Origin of the sequence: Haloarchaeobius sp. FL176, from assembly GCF_024609245.1 — an archaeon.
Lineage (GTDB): Archaea > Halobacteriota > Halobacteria > Halobacteriales > Natrialbaceae > Haloarchaeobius.
Genome location: NZ_JANJYH010000005.1, coordinates 147,401 through 161,595, shown reverse-complemented (window position 1 = coordinate 161,595; position 14,195 = coordinate 147,401). Strand labels below are relative to the sequence as shown.

Annotated in this window: 14 protein-coding genes; 6 read left to right on the top strand and 8 right to left on the bottom strand. The window is 69.7% G+C overall.

The window, feature by feature from the left end; genetic code table 11:
• Positions 1 to 7: 7 nt before the first annotated feature.
• The 4 genes from NO978_RS11420 (at position 8) to NO978_RS11405 (ending at position 3,641) form a co-directional block, all read left to right on the top strand.
• A complete protein-coding gene (locus NO978_RS11420; protein ID WP_257299718.1) occupies positions 8 to 1,717 on the top strand; it encodes a histidine kinase N-terminal 7TM domain-containing protein in 1,710 nt (569 codons plus the stop codon).
• Positions 1,718 to 1,794: 77 nt separating this feature from the next.
• Entirely contained in the window at positions 1,795 to 1,971 is a 177-nt protein-coding gene (locus tag NO978_RS11415) for a hypothetical protein (RefSeq protein WP_257299717.1), read from the top strand.
• A 204-nt stretch (positions 1,972 to 2,175) separates the two neighbouring features.
• Entirely contained in the window at positions 2,176 to 2,832 is a 657-nt protein-coding gene (locus tag NO978_RS11410; RefSeq protein WP_257299716.1) for a hypothetical protein, read from the top strand.
• Between the two features lie 86 nt (positions 2,833 to 2,918).
• On the top strand, positions 2,919 to 3,641 hold the full coding sequence (locus NO978_RS11405) for a creatininase family protein (RefSeq protein ID WP_257299715.1): 723 nt from the start codon (positions 2,919 to 2,921) through the stop codon (positions 3,639 to 3,641).
• A 3-nt stretch (positions 3,642 to 3,644) separates the two neighbouring features.
• On the opposite strand, the gene NO978_RS11400 is transcribed toward NO978_RS11405, so the two are convergent.
• From NO978_RS11400 to NO978_RS11380, 5 genes are all read right to left on the bottom strand, one after another.
• Positions 3,645 to 4,049, bottom strand: coding sequence for a DUF5790 family protein (locus NO978_RS11400; RefSeq protein WP_257299714.1), 405 nt, complete (start codon positions 4,047 to 4,049; stop codon positions 3,645 to 3,647).
• A gap of 132 nt (positions 4,050 to 4,181) precedes the next feature.
• Positions 4,182 to 4,628, bottom strand: coding sequence for a MaoC/PaaZ C-terminal domain-containing protein (locus NO978_RS11395; protein ID WP_257299713.1), 447 nt, complete (start codon positions 4,626 to 4,628; stop codon positions 4,182 to 4,184).
• Positions 4,625 to 4,969: a dihydroneopterin aldolase family protein gene (locus NO978_RS11390; protein ID WP_257299712.1), complete on the bottom strand. Its 345-nt coding sequence runs from the start codon at positions 4,967 to 4,969 to the stop codon at positions 4,625 to 4,627. The genes NO978_RS11395 and NO978_RS11390 overlap by 4 nt, the downstream gene beginning before the upstream one ends.
• A gap of 195 nt (positions 4,970 to 5,164) precedes the next feature.
• Positions 5,165 to 6,061 carry a ribonucleotide-diphosphate reductase subunit beta gene (locus NO978_RS11385; protein WP_257299711.1) on the bottom strand — a complete coding sequence of 299 codons (897 nt, stop codon included), beginning with the start codon at positions 6,059 to 6,061 and terminating at the stop codon, positions 5,165 to 5,167.
• Positions 6,062 to 6,136: 75 nt separating this feature from the next.
• Complete coding sequence (locus NO978_RS11380; RefSeq protein ID WP_257299710.1) at positions 6,137 to 8,086, bottom strand: hypothetical protein; 1,950 nt, start codon at positions 8,084 to 8,086, stop codon at positions 6,137 to 6,139.
• A 266-nt stretch (positions 8,087 to 8,352) separates the two neighbouring features.
• Here NO978_RS11380 and NO978_RS11375 point away from each other — a divergent pair, with 266 nt between their 5' ends.
• Positions 8,353 to 10,095 (top strand): DNA mismatch repair protein, encoded by a 1,743-nt coding sequence (locus tag NO978_RS11375; protein WP_257299709.1) that lies wholly within the window; start codon positions 8,353 to 8,355, stop codon positions 10,093 to 10,095.
• Here NO978_RS11375 and NO978_RS11370 read toward each other — a convergent pair whose 3' ends face one another.
• Complete coding sequence (locus NO978_RS11370; protein ID WP_257299708.1) at positions 10,096 to 10,338, bottom strand: glutaredoxin; 243 nt, start codon at positions 10,336 to 10,338, stop codon at positions 10,096 to 10,098.
• A gap of 203 nt (positions 10,339 to 10,541) precedes the next feature.
• Between NO978_RS11370 and NO978_RS11365 the strand changes: the two genes are divergently transcribed.
• Complete coding sequence (locus tag NO978_RS11365; RefSeq protein WP_257299707.1) at positions 10,542 to 11,096, top strand: metal-dependent hydrolase; 555 nt, start codon at positions 10,542 to 10,544, stop codon at positions 11,094 to 11,096.
• 18 nt (positions 11,097 to 11,114) lie between these two features.
• On the opposite strand, the gene NO978_RS11360 is transcribed toward NO978_RS11365, so the two are convergent.
• Positions 11,115 to 12,788, bottom strand: coding sequence for a hypothetical protein (locus tag NO978_RS11360; RefSeq protein ID WP_257299706.1), 1,674 nt, complete (start codon positions 12,786 to 12,788; stop codon positions 11,115 to 11,117).
• Between the two features lie 136 nt (positions 12,789 to 12,924).
• On the bottom strand, positions 12,925 to 14,127 hold the full coding sequence (locus NO978_RS11355; RefSeq protein ID WP_257299705.1) for a hypothetical protein: 1,203 nt from the start codon (positions 14,125 to 14,127) through the stop codon (positions 12,925 to 12,927).
• Between the last annotated feature and the right edge of the window lie 68 nt (positions 14,128 to 14,195).

Below are 14,195 nucleotides of genomic sequence, written 5' to 3'. Positions count from 1 at the left end.
TTCCGCTGTGGCCTACGAGCTGACACCCCTTGCCGTCCCCTACGTCGCCGCGTTCGTCCTCACCGCAGGGCTCTGGGTGCTCCTGTGGCGACACCGTGAGCGGCGGGCAGCGAAGGGCTTCCTGCTCGACGTGACCGGCGTCGTCCTCCTGTCGGCGGTCGTCGCGCTGAAGGTGAGCGCGACGGACCCCGCGACGAAGCTGTTCTGGTGGAACTGGCGGTTCCTCGGGGTGTCCTGTATGGCCATCGGCTACATGCTGATGGCGGTCCAGTACACCGACAACGAGCACGTGCTCACGCGCCGCGTGGTCGCGGGCCTCGTCGCGGTCGTCGCGGCCGTACAGGTCGTGGTCTGGACTAACGGCACCGACGGCCCGCTCTACGCCGCCGGCGAGCTCCAGAACGAGCTGCTCGTCCCCGCGTTCGGGCCGCTCTACTGGGTGTACGCGACGTTCATGGTCGGCTGCATCGTCGTCGGCGTCGGGCTGCTGCTCGGACTGTTCCGGTCGCGACGGGGCTTCGGCCTCCAGACGGGTGTGCTCGTCGGTACCATCACGCTGGTGATGGGCGGGGTGGTGCTCTGGTGGCTCCGCGTCGTTCCGCTGGACACGCTCGCGCTCACGAGCGCCGTCAAGGTGCTCGGGTTCTACCTCGCCGTCGAGCGCCTCCAGCTGCTCGACACGCTCCCGGTCGCCCGGGCGACCGTCTTCAACAACATGGAGGAGGCGGTGTTCGTGCTCACCGACACCGGCGACATCGTCGACGTGAATCCCACCGCGGAGGAGCTCGTCGGCGGCCGTCGCGTCATTCACGAGAGTATCGACGACGTACTCGGCGTGGCGGTCGGCGATGCACTCGTCGGGGCAGAGAGCGGTGCGGACGGCGAGCCCATCGCGGACCGGGAGGTGACCCTCGAGCGCGACGGCGAGAGACACCACTACGACCTGAAGCTCTCGCGGTTCCCCGACGGAATGGGTGCGGTGGCGGTGTTCCACGACATCACCGGACGCCGGAACCGTGAGCAGGAGATAACCATCCTGAACCGCATCGTCCGTCACGACATCCGCAACGAGATGAACGTGCTCCACGGACGCGGCCAGCTGCTCGAACCTCACGTCGCTCCTGCGGGGGAGGACGACTACCAGCTCGTCATGGAGAGCGCGGAGCACGTCATCGAGATCACCGAGACGGTGCGCGAGCTGATGGAGACGATCACCAGCGACGGTACGCTCACGCTCAAACCGATCGCGCTCGGCCACGTCCTCACGACGGAGGTCGAGAAGGCACGCTCGAACTTCCCGCATGCGAGCTTCCACCTCGGCGACGTCCCGTCGGTTCACGTCGACGGCAACGAGATGCTCACCGCCGTCTTCACCAACCTGCTGAACAACGCGGTCGTCCACAACGACGACGCGGAGCCCGACGTCTGGGTCGACTGCACGGTCGCGGACGGCGTGGCTCGTATCAGCATCGCCGACGACGGCCCCGGCGTCCCGCCGGGCCAGCGCGAGGAGATCTTCGGTCGTGGCGAGAAGGGACTCGAGAGCGAGGGAACCGGGGTCGGGCTCTACCTCGTCGACACGCTCACCGACGAGTTCGGTGGGGACGTCTGGGTCGAGGACGCCGAGCAGGGCGGTGCCGTGTTCGTCGTCGAACTCCAGCTCGTCGACGCCTCGGGGGACACCCCGGTCGAGTCGCTGGCTGCCGAAGATGATTAAAACGTGTTTAATCACCACTAGTGTCTCCTATTACTTTGTAGGCGGGATTCATACGTGATGCGTGCACACTATCGCGTATGTCAGTCGGCACGCCCACCGCAAACTGGACCGACGAGAACACCTGCCCGTTCTGTGACGCCACGCTCCCCAATCCGGGCGCGGGCTTCGTGGACCACCTGAAGACCAGCCCCGAGTGTAGCTCCGGGTTCGACGCCTGGCGGTTCCACCTCACCGACGACTTCGGCGGGGCCTGAACGGGACGACGCGGACGAGGCGCTGTCCGGCAGCCAAAGTAGTTTGAGCCAACCCTTTCCCCGTGGGACAGCGTATCTCCTGCGAGATGCTTCTCAACCTCGGGTATGGCGTTCGGTCAGCGGAGACGGTCGGATCGCGCTGTCACCGGCCGACCAGCGGTGCGCCTCGCGACGAGCGCCGCCCGGGCTTCCCTTCTTTCCACCATGGTCCTACCCGATGAGGGGGACGGCCCGGAGACATTCGAGTCGGTCGTCGAGAGCGTCAGGTTGTGGGCCGAACGCGACGGCCTCCCCGAGGGTGTTCCGGTCAGGGGACTGCAGCGCCACATCGAGCGAGACCTGAACGCAGGGGTGGAGACGGAGTGGGAGAAGGACGTCGTCGCCCTCGGGACCCAGCAAGGTGGCTGTGAGATCATCGTCAACGGTGCGATCGGGATTCGGTTCGTGACCGACTTCAATCGGGGCCGAATGCAGCGGTTCGACCACCGGCTCCCCGCCCAGAGCGACCGCTACAACTATCTGCTCGTCTACCTCCACGAGCTCCCGCCGCGGTACCAGGATGGCTGGCGGATCAGACGGCGGAAGTTCTCGGCTGCGCGGCTCGGGCTCCAGGGCTTCGCCTTCGTCGTCCGCCCCGAGACGGTCGACGAGGACGGCGTCCAGGTCGACGCCGGAACGATGCGGGAGGTCGTGAAGACCCTCGGGTTCCCCCGGATGCTGCTCCTGACTTTCCTCCTCATGACGTTCGTCGCGTCGGCCGTCGTCTTCGAGCGGTTCGAGGTGCTACTGGTCCTGTTCGGGTTCGCGTTCGTCTGGTTCGTCGGTGTCGCGCTCTACCTCCGCCGGGTCCCGCCCGGCTGAGCCGACAGGCCGGTCACCGATTCACGGGCGACCCTGCCCGCCACCGAGACGGCGGATACAAGACCCGACCACCCGTCGGTCCCGGTATGCAGCTCACAGACGTGGCGTGGACGGACGTGCGCGACGCCGGCGCCGACGTCGCTTTCCTCCCTGTCGGCAGCACGGAACAGCACGGGCCACACGCACCGCTGGGAACCGACGCGATGAGCGCCACCGAGATAGCCGCGAGAGCCGCCGAGCGGGCCGACTTCGACCCGCTCGTCGCGCCGGTCGTCCCGGTCGGCATCGCCGAGGAGCACCGCCAGTTCGACGGCACGCTCTGGGTCAGCGAGGACACGTTCCGGGCGTACGTCCGCGAGACCGTCGAGAGTCTCGCACACCACGGCGTCGAGTACGTGGTCGTCGTCAACGGCCACGGCGGCAACACCGCCGCGGTGCGGGAGGTCTGCGCGCGGGTCACCCGCGACGGCACCACGGACGCCGCCCCGTTCACCTGGTTCGACACCGTCGAGGGCGACCTGCTCGGCGGGCTGGGACACGGCGGCCCCGTCGAGACGAGCGTCGTCGCAGCCATCGACAGCGACCTCGTCCACCCGGAGCGCTACGATGCGGCCGCAGCCGGCGCTGGCGACGGCTTCGGCGACTGGGTCGCGGGCGTGAACGTCGCCTACGACTTCAGCGAGTTCGCCGAAAGCGGCAACGTCGGCGACCCGAGCGCGGCGAGTGCAGAACGCGGCGAGGCCGTGCTCGACGACGCGGCGGAGAAGCTGCTGGCGCTGGTCGATGGCCTCCGGGAGCGGTCGCGGTAGGGACTACTCCTCGTCGTCGCCAGCGGCCTCCTCCAGCGTGCTCCGGAGGCCCGGAACCGTGGAGGTGAGTTCGCCGACCTGCTCGCCGGCGGTGGCGATATCCTCGATGACCCCCTCCAGGTCCTCGAGTTCGGCCTCGAGATCGTCGGCGTCGTCGAAGGCGTCGGCGCGCTCGCCCATCGTGAACCACTTCTTCGCGTCTCGAAGGTGCTCCTCGGCGTCGCCGACGTCGAGCGCCGAGCGGAGGCCGTTGAGCACGCCAAGCACGTTGTCGGCGTCGGTCTCCCAGACGTCGTCGGGGTCGGGGAGTTCGTCCCACGCTTCCGCGAGGGAGTCCTCGACGTCATTGCGCATCTCGCTGGCCGCCTCGCCGAACAGTTCGTCGTCGTTCAGGGTGGACTGGCTCATGGCTCACGGTTCGAGCGGGAGGTGGTTAAGTACCTGCCTGAAAGTGAAAGTGAAACCGGCTGCCCTGAGCGTCCTCGCGCCCGGATAGCTCAGCCGAACCGGAACTCACGACCCTGACGCATCGGGCCGGCGTCAGTCCTCGCACCGGCGGACCAGCCCGACGCTGTCGTACGTCAGGACCGGTTCAGGGCCGTCGTCCCCGCCGCGCGTGACCGTGATGCGCTCGCGGACGACACCCGTCCCCGGTCGACCCGCCGACGGCCGCTTCTCGGCGAGCTCCAGTGCCACCGTCAGTTCCTCGTCCGGGAAGACCGGTGCGTGCCACCGGTGGTTCTCGATGCTCATGCCAGCGATGCCCGCCACGTCGGTCCGGAACTCGTCGACGACCACCCGGTTCACCGCCGCCAGCGTGTGGTAGCCACTCGCCACGAGCCCGCCGAACGGCTCCTCGGTCTCGGGGTCGGTGTGCATCGGCAGCGGGTCGAACTGCTCGCCGAACGCGCGTATCTCGTCGGCGGCGAGAGAGACCGTCCCCAGGTCGTGGGACTCGCCCGCTTCGAGCTCCTCGAAGTACTTCATTCGACGCTGTCGACCCGCATCATCGGGTAGTCACCCTCCATCGACATGCTCGTCTCGACGCGGGTGCCCTCGTACTCGACGACCATCTCGACCTCCATGAACCGCCCCGTCAGCTCCAGGTAGTCCGCCGACTGCTCGGCGAGGGCGTCGGCGATTGCGTCGGCCAGCACGTCTACCGTCACGTCGACGCAGTGCGGCTGGTTCTCGATGGCGTCGGCCATCGCTGTCTCCAGGCTGGCCGCCGACTCGGGGGAGACGGGCGTCCCCGCGAACTGGTGGTAGAGCGTCCCGAACTTGATGCCCGCCTCGAAACAGGCCGTCTCCGGCTCCGTCGCGTCCATACTCGGGGGTGGGGTGGACGGCCGAAGTCCGTTGTGGTCCCGGAACGGGCCGGGAGCCTGGATGCGATGCGCTGTTCGACGACACGTGGACTACGTCGGAGAGCCACCACCTGTCCTCCCGGGTCCGACTCGCTCGCGGCCAGCGTGGCTCCGTGGGCTCGGCTCCCGCGTAAGGAATCGACGAATCCGCAGCGCTCACTCGGTCCCGACGTCCACGAGCGCCTCGACGTCGGGGATCTCGACGTCGTCGTCGGTGATCTGGGTCATGCGTTCGGCGTGTTTCGTCGCGGCGTACTCCGCGAGTTCGTCGGGGCCGACACCGGTCCGGCCGTCGGTCGCGGCCCCGGCGACGGCCTGCTGGGTGAGCGTGGCGAGTTCGGCCGTCAGCTCGTGGAGTTCCTCGGGGTCGACGGCACCGGACTCGACGAGCTCCTCCAGTTTGGCCATGCCGAAGCCGACGTGGCGGCCCTCGTCGGCGCGGATGTTGCCGAACCCCTCGACGAGCCCGGGAAGCTCGGGCACGCCCGGGACGCTGCCGTCGAACGAGGTCTGGATGCCGTAGTAGCCGGTCTGGGCGAGGATGCCCTCGATGGTGAGGTGGTAGTGGCAGAACGCCGCCGCGCGGGTCTGGGGGGTGTCCTCGGTCAGGAGGCGATGCATGGCGTCTTCGGTCCGGTCGAACAGCTCGACGTAGGCGTCGGAGTACCACTTCGGGTCGCGGGGGTTCGACCGGGTCATGCCGCGGCTGTCCTCCTCGCGCGCGACGACCGTGGACCAGTAGCGGTGGAAGAAGTCGGCGTGTTTGGCCTCCTCGTAGAGCTGCGTGGTGACGAACAGCTGGTCGTTCAGGTCGGAGAGGACGACCCCGAGGGGAGCGAGGTCCTCGGTGACGGCCTCCTCGCCCGCGCCGAACAGCGCGAGGACGCCCCGAAGCTGGTCGAACGTGTCGTCGTCGAGGGCCGCGACGCGCACGCGGTCCTGCTGGAGGTCGACGTCCGCGGGGTCCCAGTGACGTTCGACTGCGTTCCGGTAGTAGCGGTACGACCGTGCGTCGGTGTCGATGCGGTCGGCACCGTCGAAGGCATCCGTCATGCCTCGGAGTACGCGGGGCGTGGAAAAAACCGTACCGGCGTTGAGCGTTGCCCGAAGCTCGCCGGAATCCGTCGGTCAGCGGTCGCGGGCCGACGCGAAGCCCACGTAGTACTCGTCGTCGTACATCAGCGAGACGTGCTGGAGGGTTTCGACGCCGAGCGGGACACTGTCGCCCGGGGCGAACTCGCCGTCGACCTCGTCGCCGACGTCGACGAGCGTCCGGCCGTCGTTCCAGACGTGCGCGGTGAGCTTCGAAGCGGAGACTGCGTCGCCGTCGACGTGCTCGAGCGAGACCTCGTCGCCGAAGGCCAGGTCGAGTTCGATGCTGGGGATGGTACGCTCGACCGCGAGTCTGGCGTCGTCCTCGCCCCAGACCACGGCGACGGTCGTGCCGACCGGCACGTCCTCGACGGTGAGGCTGTCGCCGTCCGTGACGGTGTCGCCGGCGTCGGCCCACTGGGTCTCCGCGGGTTCGTCTTCCACGCGGACCTCGTACTCGGCGGCGGGCCGTGGCTCGTCGAGGGTGAGCGTCGCCGTCACCGTGCGGGCGGCGAAGTCGTACTCGAGGGTCGCGTCGCCCGGGGGCTCCGGCCGGAAGTATGCGATGCCGTCCTGGGGCTCGGTACCGCCGTAGGTGACGACGACGGTCTCGCCCGGGTCGACCTCGTCGAGCGAGGCGGTGTCGCCCTCGGTGACGGTCTCGTCGGTCCACAGCGTCTCCGTCCGTGTCTCGTCGTCGTCGTCGCGTCGCCACCACTGCCGGCCCTCGAAGACGACGGCGGAGAGCTCGTCGCCGTCGACCGCGAACGTGTCGGCGTACTCGAGGTCGAGCGTCCGGCTGTCGAAGGCGTAGTCGAACGCGAAGTCGAGGCTACCGAGGAGATACGTGGTGGTCGAGCTCGTCGCGTACTCGGTCTCGTGGGTGAGCGTGACCTCGAGGTTCGGTTCCACGTCCGACGCGCGGATGCGGATGGTGTCGCCCTCGGCGATGCGCTCCTGCTTGCCGGCCCAGGTAGACCGGTCGTACGTCTCCCCGCCCACCTCGAGGGTGAGCTCGTCGACCGGAGTCGGCTCGCCGTGAGTCACCTCGATTTCGACGTACTCGTCGGCGTTCCGGAGCGCGTCGCGGTCGACGCGGAGCCCGCCGGGGCTGTCGTGCTCGCGAGCACGCCGCCGGGCGGCGAGGTCGATGACGGTCGTCGCCATGACGACTGCGCCGTCGGTCTCGACGGTCGTGTCGTCGCCGTTGCCGAAGACGCCCTCGGACTCCAGCGTGTCGACGACCTGCTCGGTGTCGGACTCGTCCTCCAGGCCGAACACGAAGGAGCGCTCCAGCTTGTCGGGCCCGCGGACGGTCATCCCGTAGCCGGAGAAGCGAACGTCGGCGTCGACGACCTCGGCGTAGCCGACCTCGTCGCCGACCATGACGGCACGGGTGTCGGCGTCGCCGAAGGCCTCGATGCCGTCAGCGACGACGTCGTTGGCCGCGAGCAGGCGCTCGCGCTCGCCGGCCTTCGCGGCGAGGGCGTCCGCCAGCACGTCGGTCGACGATGCGACGACGAGGCGGTCGTCGACGTCGGCGACGACGAACTCGCCGCGTTCGTAGCGCTCGTACTCCCTCCCGTCTGTCTCGACGGTCTCGCCGTCGCCGTCGAGTGAGACGTCGCCGGTGAGGACGAGCACGCGGACGTCGCCGCCGAACTGGCCGTCCTGGAGCAGGGCACCCTTGGAGAGGGAGTCGGTGGAGACGTCGAGGCCCGCGACGGGGACCGTCGTCGCCCCCTCGCGGCTCGACTCACGCATCGCCGCGTAGTCGATGGCACCGAAGACGAGCTCGTCCCCGGCGGCAGACGCCGGGACGTACTCGAAGAGCTCGCCGAACTCGTCGGCGTCGCGCCACGTACGGTCGAGGGCGGTCGACCGACCGGGGGCGTCGCCTGCGGCGGCGGGGACCGACGCGAGCGCACCGATGGAGAGGGCTGTACCGATACTGCGGAGGACCTGTCTGCGGGAACTGTCCTGCATACATCGGGCATCTGACTGGAAAACAAATAAAAGAACCGACACCGTTTCACAGCCTGAAATTCGGGGGTGTAGGAGCACTTTCTTCGACAGAGACATGAGATATAGTCAAAATTTTAAGTAAATCACGTCGACTGGCCGAGCGTTCACGGTCCTCACTCCCGTTGGGATTGTTCATCTCGGACGGCGTTCCTTCGCGGCCACAGACGCCGGCGCTCGCTCCGGCCGCTTCGGATAACCTCTTGGGGGCGGGGGCCCTGCCGGCGAGTATGCGACTCGAAGACTACTGGGGCGTCGGGCCGAAGACCCGAGAGCTGCTCGTCGCGGAACTCGGCGTCGAGCGGAGCGTCGACGCCATCGAGTCGGCGGACGTGCGGACGCTCGCGGAGGCGGGGCTCTCACGCGGCCGAGCGACCCGCATCCTCCGGCGGGCCGGCGGCGGCGAGGGTATGGGCATCCTCTCGACCGGCGACACGCGCTCGGTGTACAAGCAGTGCATCGAGCTGGCGCGCCGCCACGCCGTCACGCAGGACGCCGCCGACAGCATCCGCGTGCTGACGCCGCTGGCGCACCGCGAGGCGATGGAGAGCCGACTGGACGACGTGACAACGGCGCGGGAGTCCTGGGAGGCACTCGCCGAAGACGACCGCGAGGCTATCCTCGACGCGTTCGCCGACTACGACGAGGCGGGCGGCGGCGAGCTCGCGGCCGTCGAGACCGCGCTCGCGCTGCTCGAACTGGCGCTGACCGAGGGGACGTTCGCGCCGCTCGGCGACCTCGACCGCGAGGGGCTGGCCGACGCCGCGGACGCGCTCGGCGCGCTCTCCGACGGGCGGGTCGCGTCCGGCGCGGACGACCGCCTCGACCGGCTGCGCGACGCCCGCGCCGCCGTCGAGACGATGGACGCCAACGCCGTGGACGTCATCGAGGCGGTGCGGGACGCCGGCGCTCGCTCGCCCGACGAGTTCCGCAGCGCGTTCGTCGACTACGTCCGCGGGGAGGCCGCGGTCGACGCCGAGCGCATCCGCGATTCGGTGCCGACGGACGCACGCGACGCCACCGACTTCGTGGGCTCCGCGCTGCGCTCGCTGACCCAGGAGCTCGCAAGCGCCGTCGACGAACGAGAGCGCGAGGTCCGCGTGGACCTCCAGCACGCCATCAGCGACGCCCGCGAGGACATCGACCGCGCGGTCTCGGCCGTCGACGACATCGCGCTCGACCTCTCGCTGGCGCGGTTCGCCGCGGCGTACGGCCTCACCCGACCGTCGTTCCTGGAGGGCGAGGCCACCGTCGCCGTGGAGGGGGCCCGGAACCTGGACCTGCTCGCGGGCGACGCCGACGTCCAGCCGGTGCGCTACGGGCTCGGCGAGCACGGCCTCACGCCGCCGCCGGGCGACGAGCGCGTCGCCGTCCTCACCGGGGCGAACTCCGGCGGGAAGACGACGCTGCTGGAGACGGTGTGCCAGGCGGTCGTCCTCGCGCACATGGGGCTGCCCGTCCCTGCGGAGTCGGCCGAACTCACGCTGTTCGACGACGTGGTGTTCCACCGCCGGCACGCCTCGTTCAACGCCGGCGTGCTCGAGTCCACCCTCAAGTCGGTCGTCCCACCCCTGACCGGCGAGGGGCGGACGCTCATGCTCGTCGACGAGTTCGAGGCCATCACCGAGCCCGGCAGCGCCGCCGACCTGCTCCACGGCCTCGTCACGCTGACCGTCGACCGGGATGCCGTCGGCGCGTTCGTCACGCACCTCGCCGACGACCTCGAACCGCTTCCCGAGGCGGCTCGCGTCGACGGCATCTTCGCCGAGGGGCTCACGCCGGAGCTCGAACTCGAGGTCGACTACCAGCCCCGGTTCGACCAGCTCGGGCGCTCCACGCCGGAGTTCATCGTCTCCCGGCTGGTCGCCGACGCCGACGACCGCGTCGAGCGCGCCGGGTTCGAGACGCTCGCGGCGGCCGTCGGCGAGGAGACGGTCCAGAAGACGCTCGCCGACGCCGAGTGGGCCGAGTAGTCAGCCCCCGTACGTCGTCTCCAGGTACTCGACGATGTTCGCCGACTCGTTCATCGTCACTCCGTGCTCGTCGTCGACCAGCACCGGTACCGCGCGCTGGCCGGAGACGCGCTTGACCTCGTTCCGTTCCGAGTGCAGTGCCTCGACCCAGATCGTCTCGTAGTCGAGGCCGAGTTCGTCGAGCTTGTCGGCGGCCTTCTCGCACCACGGACAGCCCTCCAGCTGGTACAGTGTCAGACTCATGGCTCCAGTTTGGTCGCGGAGGGACTTGGTGGCACCGCCGTTTCGGGTCGAACCGCAGCCGGTGGTCGATTCGGCCACTCGAAACGTGTCGTAACCGCCTGGCGTGGACGTCGTCGGAGCAGCCGTCCCGAGCCATCGTCCGACGCCGATGCCGCTCGCGACGACAACCTCATACGGAACGAGGACCCATTCACGAACCAACGATGATGGCGACCACGCACGCGTTCGTCGGGCTCGCACTGGCGGTGCCCGTGGCGCTGGTCGCACCCGAGTTCGGCGTCGCCGCGGCCACCGGCGCGCTCGCCGGCGGTGTCTTCCCGGACCTGGACCTCGCCGCCGCGCATCGCAAGACGCTGCACTTCCCGGTGTACTACAGCGTCGCCGCCGTCCCGGTCGCCCTGCTCGCGCTGGTGAATCCGACTCCAACGACGGTCGCCGTCGCGCTCTTTCTCGTCGCGGCGGCGGTCCACTCCGCGAGCGACGTACTCGGCGGCGGGCTCGAGCTGCGGCCGTGGGAGGCGACGGGCGAGAAGGGGGTGTACGTCCACCCGAAGCGGCGGTGGCTCCGGCCGAGACGGCTGGTCAGGTACGACGGCGCGCCGGAGGATTTCGTCGTGGGGGCGGCGTTCGCGCTCCCGGGGCTGGCCGTCTTCGACGGCTGGGTCGAGCAGGCCGCGCTGGCGGGGCTGGTGGTCTCGCTGGCGTACACGGTGGTCCGGAAGCGCCTGCCGGACATCACGCCGGAGCGGTTCCGATAGGGCGACGCCGCGGGGTTCTCAGGAGAGCGTGAACCGCTCGAACCGCTGGACGGCGTAGACGTACGACAGCAGCGGCGCGGCGATTCCGGCGGCGACGACGACGGCGCTGGCGGGGAGGAGCCACGCGGGGTCGAGCCCGAGGGTCCACGGCGTGAGGAACCCGACGAGGCCGTTGGCGACTGCGGCCAGCAGCTGGCGGGTCCCGGCGTCGGTCGCGAGCGCGACGTTCCCGGCGATGGCGACGAGCGCGAGGGAGAAGGCGGCGAGTGCGGTCTTGCTCGGGACGACGGCCTGCTTGTTGCCGGCGACCTGCACGCTGCCGAAGCGGGGGAAGGTCATGCCGACGCCGATGGCCAGCAGCGGCGCGAGTAGGGTGCCAAGCACCGCCATGCCGACGGCCGCGGCGGCCTCGATGGCCGGGAGCGGGCTGAGTAACGCGACCGGAGCGACGACGAGGACCGCGGCGGGGATGCCGACGACGGCCCCGGCGAGGACGTGCCCGACGACGTACTGCCGGCCGGAGATGGGTGCGGTGAGCGTCGCCTCGAGCGCGGGCCCGTCGTCGCCGAGGGGGTTGAGTGCGAACGCGAGCGCGACGCTCCAGGCGACGTAGAGCCCGAGCAGCCAGGGCAGGTGCGAGGGGATGGTCCCGGTCTCGACGATGGTCTGAACGTCCGAGACGAGGAAGAAGAGCGGGTAGAGCGCGTAGACGAGTTTGATGGGTGCACGGCGGGTCCGGGTCCATACGACGCGGACGACGCTCCGGGTCGGGCGGTCGACGATGCCGAGGAGGCGGTCGCCGACCGCGAACCCCGACTCGCTCTCGACGCGCTCGTGTTCGGTCTCCGTCGCGGGGTCGGAGAACCAGTGGTAGTTCGCCAGCCGCACCGAGACGACGTGGCCGACGGCGACGAGGCCGACGGTTGTCGCGACCGCCCCACCGGCCCGCAGGGGGGAGGCGTCGACGTTCGGCGCGCCGAGCAAGAGCAGGTCCGCGTAGCCCGAGAGCGGCGTCGACTGCAGCGGCTCGAACAGCAACTCGGTGAGGACGGCGAAGCCGTTGCCGAAGACGAGCCCCATGTAGGCGAGGAAGGCGACGAGTCCGATGGCGGTCCGGTTGCGGGCGATGGGCTCGTACCGGGTGACGAGGTGTCGGCCGACGAGCCCCAGGCAGAAACCGAGCCAGATGGCGGGCAGGAGCACGCCGAGGAGCACGACGGGGAGAAAGAGGAGCACCAGTGGCGCGCGGGCCCCGTAGGTGAAGCCGCCGACAGCGAGGGCGACCGGGACGGCCAGCCACGCGAGGTAGCTCACCGTCTCGGCGACGAGGATGCCGGGAACGACGTCGCGGACGCGGGCGGACAGCAGGAGCGTCTCGGGTTCGTCGACGCTGCCGCGCTGGGCGATGGTCCGGAACGTCGTCAGCGCGAGGAGACCGACGGCTGCGAGGCCGACGGCACCACGGAGGCCGCCGACGAACCCTCCGGAGATCGAGAGGTCGGTCAGCTCCCCGGTGCGGAGCTCGCGGCCGAGGATGGCGAACAGGGAGGCGGCCCCGAGCGAGATCCCACTGAAGAACAGGCCGGCGACGGCGAGCGCGACGACCTGGACGGTGTTGTCGCCGAGCTTGCGGAGGGTTCGCCGGAACTCCGTCCGGGCGATGCGACGGACGTGTCGGGGGGCCACTCTCACCGGGACCACCACGGCGCGGGCCGTCTCGCGGGGCGGGGTGACTGTTGCATACCCGGAGCGTGGCTCGGGACCCAGTTAAATCACTCCGACGGCTGCTGGGTCGGAAAATCCGGGTGCGAGAGAGAGCGCTGGTCGCTCAGAGGTAGTGTGCGGCGACGACGAGGCCGTACCAGAGCAGGCCGCCGGCGACGAGCGACCGGCGCAGTTCGAAGTCGTGGAACGCGCTCGCGCCGGCGGCGACGAGCCCGATGCCGACCGCGAGGCCGACCCGGTGGAGCACGAGTTCGATGGGGAGGACGCGGACGCCGATGAAGCCGTAGTCGAGGACGACGCCGGTGCCGAACCCGAGGGTGCCGAAGATGAAGCCGTCGGCCGGGTCGAGGTTCCGCCCGGCGATGTAGGCGGCGGCGGGCGTCCCGAAAACGAGGACCGGGTAGAGTGCTGCGACGATGCTGTTGGGGTCGACGGACATGGCGTTCTCGATGACGATGCCGGCGAAGCGCACTCCGAGCAGGACCGCGGCCGGGCCGACGAACACCGCGACCCGGAGCCGGGTTCGGTAGGTCCAGACGCCGTCGAAGATGGTCCGGGCCGTCGCCCGCGCCGAGCCGAGGGAGACGCTGCCGAGCAGCGGCAGCGCGAGCAGGTAGACGACGGTCGTCCAGCCGTCGTGGTCGTGCGTGTCGCCGTTGTCGTGGTACACCCGCTGGACGTCACCGGTGGGTGTCGAGTCGATGAAGTCGCGCTCGATGTCGATGCGGGCCTCCTGCAGACTGTCGACGGTGTGTGTCAGCGTGAACCAGTCGAAGTGCTCCGCGTGGGCCTGCACCGCGGTCCAGTTGCCGCTCTCCGTCTCGAGCTGGTACGCTCGAGCGTGGTACTGGCCGCCGAAGTAGTCGCCGCGGTGGAGCTGGTAGGACTGGGGCGCCCAGGTGCCCTCGCCCGTCGCGCGTTCGTAGTAGACGTAGCGCTTCGCCCCGACGGCGTCGGCCCAGACGATGCGACTGCCGTTGCCGAACTGCGGGTTATCGTCCGTCTCCTCGGTGAACACCGGCTCCGTCTCGTTCCAGCCGTCGCCGCCGGCCTGGAGCCGTGCCTTCACCTGTTCGGGGTTGCCACGGACGAGCAGGTTGAGCGCGCTGGCGCGTCCCTGGAACGCCTCGCGGCTGCTGACGTACGGCCAGACGTCCGTCTCGGTGTCCCCGAGACCGACCAGCGCCTCGTCGTCGTCCTCGGGTTCGCCCGGCGGCGTCTGGACCGAGGGCGAGACGAACGTGGTGCCGAGGAGCAGGATGGTCACCGCGAACACCAGCACGAGTACACGGTTACGAGTCCACATAGCTCAGACGTTGCATCTCCCTACTGGACGACGAGTCATAACAGTACCCGTCGACCGGACGGCCACCG

What these genes read in the sequence shown, in the direction of transcription:
- NO978_RS11375 (WP_257299709.1), top strand. Translation starts at nt 8,353, where the DNA reads ATGCGACTCGAAGACTACTGGGGCGTCGGGCCGAAGACCCGAGAGCTG.
- NO978_RS11400 (WP_257299714.1), bottom strand. Translation starts at nt 4,049, where the DNA reads ATGAGCCAGTCCACCCTGAACGACGACGAACTGTTCGGCGAGGCGGCC.
- NO978_RS11380 (WP_257299710.1), bottom strand. Translation starts at nt 8,086, where the DNA reads ATGCAGGACAGTTCCCGCAGACAGGTCCTCCGCAGTATCGGTACAGCC.
- NO978_RS11370 (WP_257299708.1), bottom strand. Translation starts at nt 10,338, where the DNA reads ATGAGTCTGACACTGTACCAGCTGGAGGGCTGTCCGTGGTGCGAGAAG.
- NO978_RS11385 (WP_257299711.1), bottom strand. Translation starts at nt 6,061, where the DNA reads ATGACGGATGCCTTCGACGGTGCCGACCGCATCGACACCGACGCACGG.
- NO978_RS11390 (WP_257299712.1), bottom strand. Translation starts at nt 4,969, where the DNA reads ATGGACGCGACGGAGCCGGAGACGGCCTGTTTCGAGGCGGGCATCAAG.
- NO978_RS11415 (WP_257299717.1), top strand. Translation starts at nt 1,795, where the DNA reads ATGTCAGTCGGCACGCCCACCGCAAACTGGACCGACGAGAACACCTGC.
- NO978_RS11355 (WP_257299705.1), bottom strand. Translation starts at nt 14,127, where the DNA reads ATGTGGACTCGTAACCGTGTACTCGTGCTGGTGTTCGCGGTGACCATC.
- NO978_RS11410 (WP_257299716.1), top strand. Translation starts at nt 2,176, where the DNA reads ATGGTCCTACCCGATGAGGGGGACGGCCCGGAGACATTCGAGTCGGTC.
- NO978_RS11395 (WP_257299713.1), bottom strand. Translation starts at nt 4,628, where the DNA reads ATGAAGTACTTCGAGGAGCTCGAAGCGGGCGAGTCCCACGACCTGGGG.
- NO978_RS11405 (WP_257299715.1), top strand. Translation starts at nt 2,919, where the DNA reads ATGCAGCTCACAGACGTGGCGTGGACGGACGTGCGCGACGCCGGCGCC.
- NO978_RS11365 (WP_257299707.1), top strand. Translation starts at nt 10,542, where the DNA reads ATGATGGCGACCACGCACGCGTTCGTCGGGCTCGCACTGGCGGTGCCC.